Origin of the sequence: Streptomyces sindenensis (assembly GCF_014649035.1) — a bacterium.
Lineage (GTDB): Bacteria > Actinomycetota > Actinomycetes > Streptomycetales > Streptomycetaceae > Streptomyces > Streptomyces sindenensis.
In genome coordinates, this window is sequence record NZ_BMSG01000019.1 from 38,972 (window position 1) to 51,096 (window position 12,125).

General features: G+C 74.1%; 12 protein-coding genes. 6 read left to right on the forward strand and 6 right to left on the reverse strand.

Features of this window, described 5'->3' with window-relative positions:
- Positions 1-34: 34 nt before the first annotated feature.
- From IE145_RS20685 to IE145_RS20695, 3 genes are all read left to right on the forward strand, one after another.
- The gene (locus IE145_RS20685) at positions 35-514 is read left to right on the forward strand and encodes an Lrp/AsnC family transcriptional regulator (protein WP_006122929.1); all 480 of its coding nucleotides are present in this window, start codon (positions 35-37) and stop codon (positions 512-514) included.
- A gap of 69 nt (positions 515-583) precedes the next feature.
- Entirely contained in the window at positions 584-2,272 is a 1,689-nt protein-coding gene (locus tag IE145_RS20690) for a DUF885 domain-containing protein (RefSeq protein WP_189526951.1), read from the forward strand.
- Positions 2,273-2,329: 57 nt separating this feature from the next.
- Entirely contained in the window at positions 2,330-3,211 is an 882-nt protein-coding gene (locus IE145_RS20695; RefSeq protein ID WP_189526952.1) for an ATP-grasp domain-containing protein, read from the forward strand.
- Between the two features lie 32 nt (positions 3,212-3,243).
- Here IE145_RS20695 and IE145_RS20700 read toward each other — a convergent pair whose 3' ends face one another.
- Positions 3,244-3,738 (reverse strand): rhodanese-like domain-containing protein, encoded by a 495-nt coding sequence (locus IE145_RS20700; RefSeq protein WP_189526953.1) that lies wholly within the window; start codon positions 3,736-3,738, stop codon positions 3,244-3,246.
- Between the two features lie 88 nt (positions 3,739-3,826).
- On the opposite strand from IE145_RS20700, the gene IE145_RS20705 reads away from it, so the two are divergent.
- Positions 3,827-4,273: an Lrp/AsnC family transcriptional regulator gene (locus IE145_RS20705; RefSeq protein WP_069742491.1), complete on the forward strand. Its 447-nt coding sequence runs from the start codon at positions 3,827-3,829 to the stop codon at positions 4,271-4,273.
- Between the two features lie 21 nt (positions 4,274-4,294).
- Here IE145_RS20705 and IE145_RS20710 read toward each other — a convergent pair whose 3' ends face one another.
- The 3 genes from IE145_RS20710 to IE145_RS20720 form a co-directional block, all read right to left on the reverse strand.
- Positions 4,295-7,306 carry an AAA family ATPase gene (locus tag IE145_RS20710; protein ID WP_189526954.1) on the reverse strand — a complete coding sequence of 1,004 codons (3,012 nt, stop codon included), beginning with the start codon at positions 7,304-7,306 and terminating at the stop codon, positions 4,295-4,297.
- Positions 7,303-8,472, reverse strand: coding sequence for an exonuclease SbcCD subunit D (locus IE145_RS20715; RefSeq protein WP_189526955.1), 1,170 nt, complete (start codon positions 8,470-8,472; stop codon positions 7,303-7,305). The genes IE145_RS20710 and IE145_RS20715 overlap by 4 nt, the downstream gene beginning before the upstream one ends.
- A 230-nt stretch (positions 8,473-8,702) precedes the next feature.
- Positions 8,703-9,335, reverse strand: a complete 633-nt coding sequence (locus IE145_RS20720) for a YigZ family protein (protein WP_189526956.1) — start codon at positions 9,333-9,335, stop codon at positions 8,703-8,705.
- A 74-nt stretch (positions 9,336-9,409) separates the two neighbouring features.
- Here IE145_RS20720 and IE145_RS20725 point away from each other — a divergent pair, with 74 nt between their 5' ends.
- Both IE145_RS20725 and IE145_RS20730 read left to right on the forward strand, forming a co-directional pair.
- A complete protein-coding gene (locus tag IE145_RS20725; protein WP_189526957.1) occupies positions 9,410-9,844 on the forward strand; it encodes a CoA-binding protein in 435 nt (144 codons plus the stop codon).
- A gap of 97 nt (positions 9,845-9,941) precedes the next feature.
- Positions 9,942-10,778, forward strand: coding sequence for an AAC(3) family N-acetyltransferase (locus tag IE145_RS20730; RefSeq protein ID WP_189527044.1), 837 nt, complete (start codon positions 9,942-9,944; stop codon positions 10,776-10,778).
- A 68-nt stretch (positions 10,779-10,846) separates the two neighbouring features.
- Here the strand turns inward: IE145_RS20730 and IE145_RS20735 are convergent, their stop codons facing one another.
- A complete protein-coding gene (locus IE145_RS20735; RefSeq protein ID WP_189526958.1) occupies positions 10,847-11,401 on the reverse strand; it encodes a YbaK/EbsC family protein in 555 nt (184 codons plus the stop codon).
- Positions 11,402-11,445: 44 nt separating this feature from the next.
- A complete protein-coding gene (locus IE145_RS20740; RefSeq protein WP_189526959.1) occupies positions 11,446-12,018 on the reverse strand; it encodes a helix-turn-helix domain-containing protein in 573 nt (190 codons plus the stop codon).
- Between the last annotated feature and the right edge of the window lie 107 nt (positions 12,019-12,125).

Genomic DNA, 12,125 nt, shown 5'->3' on the forward strand with positions numbered 1-12,125 from the left:
TCGTAGCGGCCCTGCGCCGTGTTACGTTCGCTGTATGTCCGATTCTGTCGCTCTGGATCCGGTGGATCTGCAGATTCTGCGGCTGTTGCAGAACGATGCGCGGACCACGTACCGCGAGCTGGCGGCCGAGGTCGGCGTGGCCGCTTCGACCTGTCTGGACCGGGTGGCCCGGCTGCGCCGCAGCGGGGTGATCCTCGGGGACCAGTTGCGCCTCGACCCGGCGAAGCTCGGCCGGGGCCTCCAGGCGCTGCTGCTGGTGCAGGTCAGGCCGCACCGCCGGGAGTTGATCGGGCCGTTCGTCGACCGGATCAGGTCGCTGCCGGAGTCGCGTGCGCTGTTCCACCTCACCGGCCCCGACGACTATCTGGTGCAGGTGGCGGTGGCGGACGCGGCGGATCTGCAACGGCTGGTGCTGGACGAGTTCACCTCGCGCCGGGAGGTGGCCCGGGTGGACACCCGGCTGATCTTCCAGCAGTGGGAGTGCGGTCCCCTGCTTCCGCCCGCCGCGAACTGACCGGCCGGGTCCGGCCACCCCGCACCCCCGGTGGTGACGGGAGAGCCACCACCGTACGAGGATGTCCGCATGTCAGACACTTCGAGCAGCGCGCTGCCCCGTCAGGTCGCCGACGCCTACGTCGACGCACTCATCGAACTCGACCCCATCACGGGCACCTTTCTGGGTGTGCCCGAAAGCTCGCGCCGACTGCCCGACTTCTCGCCGGCCGGCCAGGAGGCGGTCGCCGAGCTCATCCGCAGGACTCTGCGGGAGCTGGACGCGGCGGAGCGGCGGCCCGGTGCGGACAGCGATGCCGAGCGGCGCTGCGGCCGCCTCCTGCGGGAGCGGCTGACGGCGGAACTCGCCGTGCACGAGGCCGAGGAGGGGCTGCGGGCCGTCTCCAATCTGTCGTCGCCCGCCCACAGCATCACCGAGGTTTTCACCCTCACGCCGACCGCGACGGACGAGGACTGGGCGGCGGTCTTGGAGCGCCTGCGCGCGGTGCCCGCCGCGTACGAGGGGTACCGCGCCTCGCTCGCGCTCGGTCTGGAGCGCAAGCTGTACGGCGGTCCGCGCGCGACCACCACCTTCGTCGGGCAGCTCACGCAGTGGGGCGGGGAAGGCGAGGGCGAGGGGTTCTTCGCCGAGTTCGTCGCGCCGGGCCCCGCGTCCCTGCGGGCCGAGCTGGACGAGGCCGCCGGGCGGGCGACGGCCTCGGTGCTCGGGCTGCGGGACTGGATGCGCGACGTGTACGCCCCGGCGATCGAGGGCTCCCCCGATCCGGTCGGCCGGGAGCGGTACGCCCGCTGGTCGCGGCTGTACAACGGCACCGACCTGGATCTCGACGAGGCGTACGCGTACGGCTGGTCGGAGTACCACCGGCTGCTCGCCGAGATGAAGGGGGAGGCCGAGAAGGTACTGCCCGGGGCCGGGCCCTGGGAGGCGCTCGCCCACCTCGATGTGCACGGCAAGCACATCGAGGGGGTCGACGAGGTCCGCGACTGGCTCCAGGGCCTGATGGACGAGGCGATCGAGGCGCTGGACGGCACCCACTTCGACCTCGCGGAGCGCGTACGGAAGGTGGAGTCCCGGATCGCCCCGCCCGGCGGGGCCGCCGCGCCGTACTACACCAGCCCCTCCGAGGACTTCTCCCGCCCGGGGCGCACCTGGCTGCCCACCATGGGCGAGACCCGTTTCCCGGTGTACGACCTGGTCTCCACCTGGTACCACGAGGGCGTTCCCGGCCACCACTTGCAGCTCGCGCAGTGGACGCACGTCGCCGACACCCTCTCCCGCTACCAGGCCTCGGTCGGCATGGTCAGCGCGAACGCCGAGGGCTGGGCGCTGTACGCGGAGCGGCTGATGGACGAGCTGGGCTTCCTGCCCGACCCGGAGCGGCGGCTCGGCTACCTGGACGCCCAGATGATGCGCGCCTGCCGCGTGATCGTCGACATCGGCATGCACCTGGAGCTGGAGATCCCGGCGGACTCCCCCTTCCACCCCGGCGAGCGCTGGACCCCCGATCTGGCCCAGGAGTTCTTCGGCAACCACAGCGGCCGCCCCGCCGACTTCGTGGAGAGCGAGCTGACCCGCTATCTGTCGATGCCCGGCCAGGCCATCGGCTACAAGCTGGGCGAGCGCGCCTGGCTGCTCGGCCGGGAGAACGCTCGCGCCGCGCACGGCGACGCCTTCGATCTGAAGGCGTGGCACATGGCGGCGCTCTCGCAGGGATCGCTGGGTCTGGACGATCTGGTGGACGAGCTGTCGCGGCTCTGACCGGGCCGGCGGTACGTACGGTCCGGAGTCTCCTCAGGTGAAGAAGGGCAGCATGTCATGACCGAGCGCAACGGATTCCTCTTCTGCGCCGACCCGTTGAGGGCGTCGCGGCCCGATCCGCAGTTCGCCGAGGACCTCGCGGCGGCGCGCGCGGCGGGCGGCCGGATCGCCCTGCTCGATCATGACGCGCTGCTCGCCGGGGACGCGGCCGGGGCGGTGGCCCGGGTCGCGCGGGACTCCGGACCGTACTGGTATCGAGGCTGGATGATCCCCTCCGCCCGGTACGCGGAGCTGGAGACGGCGCTCGGTGCGCGGGGCTGCTCCCTGCTCACCGACGCCGCCGGCTATCGGCGGGCGCATGAACTCCCCGGCTGGTACGAGGAGTTCGACGGGCTGACGCCGCGCAGCGTCTGGTGCTCCGTGGCTCCGGGGGATCCGTCACCCTCCCCCGACGGGCTGGCCGGGCTCGCGGCGCCCCTGGGGCCGGGGCCCGGCATCGTGAAGGACTTCGTGAAGTCCCGCAAGCACGAGTGGGACGAGGCCTGTTACGTACCGGCGCTGGCGGACCGCAAACAACTGGCTTCCGTGGTGGGCCGGTTCGTCGAACTCCAGGGTGACTTCCTCGCGGGCGGATTGGTGCTGCGGGCGTTCGAGCCGTTCGCCGCGGGCGGCGAGGCGCGGGTGTGGTGGGTGGACGGGGAGGCGGTCCTCGTCACCGCCCACCCGGACACCCCCGGCCTGCGCCCCGTCCCCGAACTCCCCTCCGTGCGGGATGCGGTGGGCCGCCTCGGGCTGCGCTGGGTCACCACCGACCTGGCGTTGCGCGAGGACGGGGTGTGGCGGGTGGTGGAGGTCGGCGACGGTCAGGTCAGCGGATGTCCCGCCGGGGCGGGGACGGACGAGCTGTTCGCCGTGCTCGCGGCTGCCTCGGCGCGCTGAGCCCCCGAGTCCGCGCCTGGACTCGTCGGGGTTCAGCAACCGCAGTCGGCCGCGTCGACCGGAGCGGTCAGCGGATCGGCCGCGCGCCGCTCCGCGCCCTCCCAGGTCTCGTAGGCGAACCCCTCCCGCACCCAGTACTCGAACCCGCCGAGCATCTCCTTGACCTGGAAGCCCCGCTGGGCGAGGGCCAGGGCGGCGCGGGTCGCGCCGTTGCAGCCCGGCCCCCAGCAGTACGTGACCACGGGGACGGCCGGGTCCAGCAGCGCCTCCGCCTGCTCGGGGATCAGGGCGGTGGGCAGGTGGACCGCTCCGGGTACGTGCCCCTGGTCCCAGGAGGCGGTGGAGCGGCTGTCCAGGACGACGAACCCGGGGTCGCCGTCGGCGGCGAGCGCGGCGGCGACATCGGAGACGTCCGCGTGGAAGGCGAGCGAGGCCGCGAAGTAGGCGGCCGCCGCGGCGGGAGAGGCGGGCGGGACGCGCAGGACGGGGTGAGCGGCCGTGGCCGTGGAGTGCGAGGTCATGACCATGAATCTATGGCCGCGAAACCGGACCGGGAAGTGGGGTTCCCCGGCGCTCCTCTTGATTCGCCGGGGATTTCCCTGTTCCCTCGGGGAGATGACCGACTATTCCCCGGACGCCACCGACTGGCGCATTCTCGATGTCCTCCAGCGCGACGGCCGCGCCACCTTCGCCGAGCTCGCCCGCGCCGTCGCCATGTCCCCGAGCGCCGTGACGGAGCGGGTACGGCGACTGGAGGAGCTGGGGGTGATCAGCGGATACGCGGCGGTGGTCGACGCCGAACGGCTCGGGCTGCCCCTCCTCGCCCTGGTGCGCCTGCGCTACCCGAACGGGAACTACAAGCCCTTCCACGACCTGCTGGACACCACACCGGAGATCATCGAGGCCCACCACGTCACCGGCGACGACTGCTTCGTCCTCAAGGTCACGGCCCGCTCGATGAAGCATCTGGAGGAGACCACCGGGCGGATCGGGGCGCTGGGCTCGGTCACCACGAGCATCGTGTACTCCTCACCGCTCCCCCGCCGCGCGATCGGCCGGTGAACCGCCCGGAGGGGGCTCGGCTCACGTGAGGAGGTGGCGGACCGACGAGCCCTGGCGCTCCTTCACCACTTCGAGCCGGGCCGGGATCCGGCGGCGCAGGTCGGCCACATGGCTGACGATGCCCACGCTGCGGTCCCGCTCCCGCAGGGAGTCCAGGACGTCGAGCACCTCGTCCAGTGTCTGGTCGTCCAGACTGCCGAACCCCTCGTCGATGAAGAGGGTGTCCAGGCGTACGCCGCCGGCCTCCTCGGTCACGACGTCGGCGAGGCCCAGCGCGAGGGCCAGCGAGGCGAAGAACGTCTCGCCGCCGGACAGCGTCGCGGTGTCGCGTTCGCTGCCGGTCCATGCGTCGACCACATGCAGCCCGAGTCCGGCCCGGCGGCCACCGGTGCGGGCGTCGGAGTGGACGAGCGTGTAACGGCCGGAGGACATCCGCTGGAGCCGTGCGGTGGCGGCCGCCGCCACCTGTTCGAGGCGGGCGGCCAGGACGTACGCCTCCAGGCGCATCTTGCGTTCGTTGTCGGCGGAGGTGCCCGCCGCCAGACCCGCGAGCCGGGCGATCCGCTCGTACTCCTGGCGCACGGGACCCAGCCGCCGCACCTCGTCGGCGGCCTGCCGGGAGAGCCGGGTCAGCTCACCGCAGCGCTCGTCGGCGGCGGCGAGCGCGGACGCCGCCTCGCGCAGCAGCCATTCCGCCGTCTCGAACTCCCCCTGGGCCGCTGACGGTTGGGCAGCCGGCTGTTCGGCGGCCGCGCGGGCGTCGCGCTCGGCGCGGCGGTCGGCCACCGCGGCGGCCTCGGCCTGCCAGGCGTCGATGCGGTGCTGGAGGTCGCGTTGGGCCGCGGCGTCGAGGAGCGTCGCGGCGGCGGCCTCCGGGGTATCGAAGCCGGCCCGGAACGCCGCGTCGGAGAGCCGGTCGTCGGCCTCCTTCCGGCGCTGTGCCGCCTCCTGTTCGGCGCGTACGGCCTCGGCGGCGTCGGCGAGGCGTGCCACGCGGCGGGTCAATCGCTCCGCGTGCGCCGCGACGGACGGCGACTCGCCACGGGCGGCGGCGATCTTCCCCTCCAGGCGGGCCTGCTCGGCGTCGAGGGCCTCGCGCGCGGCGGTACGGGCGGACATCCGACCGTGCGCCTCCTGCCGCTGCTCCAGCCGCTCGGTGTGCTCGCGCTCGGCGGCGGTGAGTGCCTCGCGTGCCGGGTTCATCGCGGCGGCGAGTCGGTGGGCCTCGGCGTGCTCGGCGGTCAACCGGTCCACCAGCGAGCCGAGTTCGGCCACGGTGAAGGATGCGGAGGCTTCGTCCCCCCGAGCCTCCGCATCCGCCGCCGCGTGCCGTTCGCGTACGAGTCCGAGCTGCTGTTCCGCGCGGGCGCGGGCTTCCTCGGCGGACTGCTGGGCGGCCAGGGCCCGCTCCTCCGTCGCCCGGTCGACATGGCCGTCGCCGGGGCTGGCGGGGACCGGGTGGTCGGCCGACCCGCAGACCGTGCAGGGCTCACCCGCGACGAGGCCCGCGGCCAGTTCCGCCGCGATGCCCCGCAGTCGGCGCTCCCGCAGATCGAGCCAGGACTTCCGGGCGTCCAGCTCCTGTTCGCGCGCGCCGGTGAACCGCTCCTCGGCCTGCCGCACGTCAGTGGCGAGGGCGTCACGGCGGCACGCCGCGTCCAGGCGTCGGCGGGCCGGGGCGAGGAGTCCGGCGAGCTGCTCGGCGCGGGTGGCGGCTTCCTGCGAGGCGTCGACGCGCCCCTTGAGGGCCGCACGGGTGGTGTCCCAGTCGGCAAGCCACGCGTCCGCCTCGCGGATCACCTCGTCGTCGGCCCGGGCCTCCCGGTTCAGCCGGTCGCGCTCCGCGTCGATCCGTGCGCTGCGCTCCTCGGCCTCTCGTGCCGCGTCGAGTGCGTACAGCTCCTGCTGGAACTTCCGCTCCAGCTCGGCCAGTCGGTCGGCACCCTCGTCGCGCAGCTCCGGGGGGAGCAGCGCGCGGGCCCGGCCGAGACCGTCGCTCGCGGTCCGGTACGCCCGCTCCGCCTCCTCGCGCAGATCCAGGGCGGGGGCGACCCGGTCCGCCTTGCGGGCGCGGTCCAACCGCTCCTGGCAGGCGTCGTGTTCGGGGCGCCGCTCCTCCAGCGCGGCGGAGCGCCGGCAGGTCTCCTCGTACCTCTGCTGGAGGCGGGCGAGTTCGCGTACGGCGTCCAGGGCGTGGCGGGCCTCGCGCTGCCGGTCCTCGGCCCGGGCGAGGACGTGGTGGGCGATGCCGAGCCGTTCGCGGGCCGTGGACCGGGCGATCGCGGCCCACTCCAGCACCGCTTCGGCGAGGCCCGGTTCGCCGGGCCGGGCGGCGATCGGCGTGGCCTCGGCCCCGGCGGGTCCGGCCGCCTGGGCGATGCGCTCGGCGAGGGCGAGGATCCGTTCGTCGGCGGCGGTCACCCTGGCCTCGGCGCCCCGGCGCAGTTCGGCGAGGCGTTCCTCGACGGCCGCGAAGCGGCGGGTGTCGAAGAGCCGGCCGAGGAGCTTGCCGCGGGCCTCGGCGTCCGAGCGCAGGAAGCGGGCGAAGTCGCCCTGCGGCAACAGCACCACCTGGCAGAACTGGTCCCGGCTCATGCCGATGAGCTGGGTCAGCTCCTCGCCGATCTCCTGGTGCGACTTGCTGAGGGCGTGCCAGCCGCGCTCGGGGTCGTAACCGCGCAGTCTGCTCTGGGCCTTCTCGTTCGTGAAGCCGTCGCCCCGCTTCTTGGGGCGGGGCTGGGCGGGGCTGCGGGTGACTTCGAGGCGGCGGCCGCCGACGGTCAGCTCCAGCTGGACCTCGGTGGGCAGGTCCACGGGCGCGTGGTCGCTGCGCAGGGAGGCCCCGGGGCTCTGCCGGGCGCCGGGGACGGCTCCGTACAGGGCGAAGCAGACGGCGTCCAGCACGGAGGTCTTGCCCGCGCCGGTGGGTCCGTGGAGCAGGAAGAGTCCGGCGGAGGAGAGGGCGTCGAAGTCGACTTCCTGGGTGGCCCCGAACGGGCCGAAGGCGGTGATGCTCAGGCGGTGCAGTCTCACCGGGACACCTCGCGCACGGTCTCGTCCACCCGGACGTCGTCGAACGCGCCGCGCAGCACGGTGCGTTCGAGGTCGCTGGGGCCGCTGCCGCCGCGCACGTGGGCGACGAAGTCCTCGGCGATCTGGTGGTCGTCGCGGCCCTTGAGGCGCTGGGCGTAGGAGGCGAGCGGATCCTCGGGGGGCCGCTCGGGGTCGAAGACGAGGCTGAGGGTGTGCGGGAAGCGCCGGGCGAGGCGGGCCATGGGCTCGGCGGGGCGTACCGGGTCGGTGAGGGTGGCCTCGACCCAGGCGTGCTCGTGGCGGTCCAGGGCGGGGTCCTCCAGGAGGGTGTCGAGGCGGCCCCGGAGCCGGGCGAGGGGCCGCTCCACGGGGCAGTCGATCCGTTCCTCGGCGGCGATGTTCCCGTGGGCGTCGAGGTCGATGAGCCACATGGTCTTGCGGTGGTCGGCCTCGGAGAAGGAGTAGGCGAGCGGGGAGCCGGAGTAGCGGACCCGGTCCGTGACCCGCTGGGAGCCGTGGAGGTGGCCGAGGGCCGCGTAGTCGACGCCGTCGAAGACCCCGGCGGGGACGGCGGCGACCCCGCCGACGGTGATGTCGCGTTCGCTGTCGCTGGGCTCCCCGCCCGCCACGAAGGCGTGCGCGAGGACGACGGAACGGGTCCCGGCGGGGCGGGTGGCGAGGTCGGCGCGCACCCGGTCCATGGCAGCGGTGAGGACCGCCTCGTGACCGGCCTTCTCCGCCCCCAGGGCGTCCTTGACCAGGGCCGGTTCCAGGTAGGGCAGTCCGTAGAACGCCACGTCGCCGTGGTCGTCGGCGAGCACGACGGGGGTGGCGCAGCCCTCGGGGTCGGTCCGCAGGTGGATCCCGGCCCGGTCCAGGAGCCCGGCGCCGACGCCGAGCCGGCGGGCGGAGTCGTGGTTGCCGGAGATCATGACGGTGGGGACACCGGCGTCGGCGAGCCGGTGCAGCGCCCGGTCGAACAGCTCGACGGCGGTGAGCGGCGGCACGGCCCGGTCGTAGACGTCGCCGGCGACGAGGACGGCGTCCACCTCGCGCTCCTCGACGGTCGCCACGAGACGGTCGAGGTAGGCGGCCTGGGCGTCCAGCAGAGAGACGCGGTGGAAGGACCGGCCCAGGTGCCAGTCCGAGGTGTGCAGGAGCCTCACGCCATCACTCCGCCGGTCCTGGTCTGCATCGTCGTCCTCCACCCCGTGGGCCGCGCACCGGCGGCCCGTGATCCCGCTCGGCACCGACCACGCTAACGCCGCCGGGCCGCCGGACCCGCATCGATCATGATTTTCACCCCGTGAACCCCCGTGCCCCCGGGCGACCCCGTGGCCCCCCGGGCGCCCCCGTGCCCCCGTGCCCCCGGCGACGTGCCCTCACCTCACGAGGATCACGCGGTGGCGTCCCCGTACGCCTCGCCGCCCAGCTCCAGGGTCGCGGTCCCCGCGGTCACGTCGGCCAGCCAGCCGGTGAACGCCTCGACGTCGCCGTCCGGCAGCCCGATCCCGATGGTGACGGCCTCGGCGTACCGCACCTCCCGGACGTCCCGCCCGGTGGCCCGCAGGTCGTTCTCCAGCTTTCCGGCCCGCTGGTGGTCGACCCGGATCGTGGCGAGCCGGAAACGCCGCCGGGTGATCGTGCCGAGCGCGTCGAGGGCTTCGCCGACCACTCCCCCGTACGCCCGGATCAGCCCGCCCGCGCCGAGTTTGACCCCGCCGTAGTAGCGGGTGACGACCGCCACGACGTACCGCGTCTCCCGCCGCATCAGCATCTGGAGCATGGGAACGCCCGCCGTGCCGCCGGGTTCGCCGTCGTCGCTCGCCTTCTGTACGGAGGCGTCGGCGCCGATCACGTAGGCGAAGCAGTTGTGGGTGGCGGTCGGGTGCTCCTTGCGGACGCGGGCGACGAAGTCCTGCGCCTCCTCCTCGGTGGCGGCTGGGGCGAGCGAGCAGAGGAAACGGGATCGGTTGATCTCGCTCTCGTGCACACCCGCGCGGGCGACGGTCCGGTACTGCTCCTGCATCCGTCCACCCTATGCGCCGCCGCGAGGGCGGGTCCCGGCGGGAATGGAGAGGCGGGGGCCGGGGTTGTCCGGGCATGAACGCAGACGGCAACGCGTACGCGGACCACGCGACGATCAGACGGATTCTCCAGGACACGGGCGACACCTGGGCGGTGGTCGGGCTGTCGGACAACTCCTCCCGGGCGGCGTGGGGCGTGGCTCAGGTCCTCCAGCGGTTCGGCAAGCGCGTGGTGCCGGTGCACCCGAAGGCCGAGACGGTCCACGGGGAGCAGGGGTACGCCTCGCTCGCGGACATCCCCTTCCCGGTCGACGTGGTGGACGTGTTCGTCAACAGCGAGCTGGCGGGCGCCGTCGCGGACGAGGCGGTGGCGGTCGGCGCGAAGGCGGTGTGGTTCCAGCTCGGCGTCGTGGACCGGGAGGCCTGCGGGCGGACGCGCGCGGCGGGCCTGGACATGGTCATGGACCGGTGCCCCGCGATCGAGATTCCGCGGCTGGGTGCTCGCGCCTGAGCTGCCCGGGTGTGCGGGGCGCCCCGGGGTGGGCAGAATCCCCGCCGTGAACGACGTGGACGTACTCGATGTGACCGACGTGACCGGCGCGACCGACATGACCGGCGTGAACGGCGTGAACGGCGTGAACGGCGTGAACGACGGCACGGTCCGGACGACGGCCGCGCTGACCGCGCTCGGTGTCCGGCCCGGCGATGTGCTCCTGGTGCACGCCTCGCTGCGGTCGCTCGGGCCGGTGGCGGGCGGGGCGCGGGGGGTGCTGGACGCGTTGCGCCGGGCCGTCGGCCCTTCGGGGACGGTGGTGGTGCCCGCCTTCACCCCGGAGAACTCCGACACCTCCCCGCACTACCGCGAGCGGGTGCGGGGCCTGGACGCCGGGGCGGTCGACGCGGTGCGCGCCGCGATGCCGGCGTACGACCCGGCGCTGACGCCCGCGCCGTCGATGGGCGCGCTGTCCGAGACCGTACGGACGGCGGCGGGGGCCGGGCGCAGCGCGCATCCGCAGACCTCGTTCGCCGCGCTCGGCCCCGGCGCGGGGCGGCTGCTCGCCGGGCACCGGGCCGACTGCCACCTCGGGGAGGACTCGCCGCTGGCCCGGCTGTACGAGGAGGATGCCCGGATCCTGCTGCTCGGCACCGGCTACGCCACGTGTACGGCGTTTCACCTGGGCGAGTACCGGATGCCCGGCCCGCCACGCCGGAGCTACCGCTGTGTGGTGGCGTCACGGGGGGTGCGCCGGTGGTGGGAGTACGAGGATGTCGCCCTGGACGACGGGGACTTCGCCGCCCTGGGCGCGGCGTTCGAGAAGGCCGCCCCCGAGGGGGATGTACGGGCGGGGCGCGTGGGCGCTGCGGAGTGCCGGCTCGTCCGGCTGCGGGCGGCCGTCGACTTCGCCACGGTCTGGCTCACCGAGCACCGCACAGCCGGGAGTTGACCCGGCCGACCCGGCCGACCCGGCCGTTCAAGGGGTGACCGCCCGCCCCGGCCCTTCGAGGGGGAGGCTCAGACGCCGAGGCCCTCGACGACCACCGCGCCCGGGAGGGCGGCGAGCGCCTTGCCGGGGGCGATGAGTTTGCCGCGCCGGCTGCCACTGCCGATCAGGACCCACTCCTGGTCCACGACGGCGGGGTCCAGCAGGACGGGCCAGGCGGCGGGCAGGCCGATCGGGGTGATGCCGCCGTACTCCATGCCGCTCTCGCCGACCGCCGTGTCCATCGGGGCGAAGGAGGCCTTGCGGGCGCCGAGGTGCTTGCGGACCGCGCCGTTGACGTCGACCCGGGTGCGGGAGAGCACCACGCAGGCGGCGAGGGTGACGTCCTGGCCGCGCTTGCCCGCCACGACGACGCAGTTGGCCGAGGTGTCGAGCAGTTCGACGCCGTGGTGCTCGGCGAAGACGGCGGTGTCGGCCACGGCCGGATCGCTGTCGACGTGGACGAGCTGCTCGGCGGTGAACCCGCCCCAGCCCGCGGTCAGCGCCGCGACGACGGGGGCGGGGAGCAGGCCGAGCCGTTCCGCGGCGGGAGCGGCGTCCTCGAAGGTGCCGATGGGAGCGCGCATGGCGCTCACGCTAACAGCGACGGGCGGGCGGCCGGCCGGGCGTCTCAGCGGACGGGCGGGATGGCGACGGCCATGGTGAAGACCGTCGGTTCGCCGCCCTCGTTGCGGTAGCCGTGCGGCACGTGCGCCTCGAAGGTGGCGGAGGCTCCGGCGGGGACGGCATGGGCGAGGCCGTCGACGAGCAGGGTCAGTTCGCCCTCGGTGACGTGGAGGAGTTCGACGGTGCCCTCGGGGTGCGGGTCGGACGTGGTGCCCTCACCGGGCATCAGCCGACAGGTCCACAGTTCCAGCGGGCCACGGGCCTCCGCTCCGACGAGCAGGGTGGTGGAGCTGCCCGCCTCGGTGGACCACATGCGCACGGCCCGGCTCTCCGGGACCAGCCGGACCTGCGGCCCCTGCTCGTGGTCGAGGAGGGTGGTGATGGCGACGCCGAGCGCGTCGGCCAGCTTCACCGTGGTGCCGACGCTCGGGTTCGTCCGGGCCTGCTCGATCTGGATGATCATCCCGCGGCTGACTCCGGAGCGGGCCGCGAGGGCGTCGAGCGTGAAGCCGCGCTCGCCCCGCCAGCGCTTGAGGTTACGGGCCAGCGACTGGGTGAGCTGGTCGAGGTCGGACACGTACCGTCCCTGCGGTGGATGGCGGAATGCGGATGCCGGCGTACGGGTGGCCGGGGCGCGTACGGCGCATGCCGGGGTCAAGAATATTGCACCGCCGTACAGCGCAC

What these genes read in the sequence shown, in the direction of transcription:
- IE145_RS20685 (WP_006122929.1), top strand. Translation starts at nt 35, where the DNA reads ATGTCCGATTCTGTCGCTCTGGATCCGGTGGATCTGCAGATTCTGCGG.
- IE145_RS20690 (WP_189526951.1), top strand. Translation starts at nt 584, where the DNA reads ATGTCAGACACTTCGAGCAGCGCGCTGCCCCGTCAGGTCGCCGACGCC.
- IE145_RS20695 (WP_189526952.1), top strand. Translation starts at nt 2,330, where the DNA reads ATGACCGAGCGCAACGGATTCCTCTTCTGCGCCGACCCGTTGAGGGCG.
- IE145_RS20700 (WP_189526953.1), bottom strand. Translation starts at nt 3,738, where the DNA reads ATGGTCATGACCTCGCACTCCACGGCCACGGCCGCTCACCCCGTCCTG.
- IE145_RS20705 (WP_069742491.1), top strand. Translation starts at nt 3,827, where the DNA reads ATGACCGACTATTCCCCGGACGCCACCGACTGGCGCATTCTCGATGTC.
- IE145_RS20720 (WP_189526956.1), bottom strand. Translation starts at nt 9,335, where the DNA reads ATGCAGGAGCAGTACCGGACCGTCGCCCGCGCGGGTGTGCACGAGAGC.
- IE145_RS20725 (WP_189526957.1), top strand. Translation starts at nt 9,410, where the DNA reads ATGAACGCAGACGGCAACGCGTACGCGGACCACGCGACGATCAGACGG.
- IE145_RS20730 (WP_189527044.1), top strand. Translation starts at nt 9,942, where the DNA reads ATGACCGGCGTGAACGGCGTGAACGGCGTGAACGGCGTGAACGACGGC.
- IE145_RS20735 (WP_189526958.1), bottom strand. Translation starts at nt 11,401, where the DNA reads ATGCGCGCTCCCATCGGCACCTTCGAGGACGCCGCTCCCGCCGCGGAA.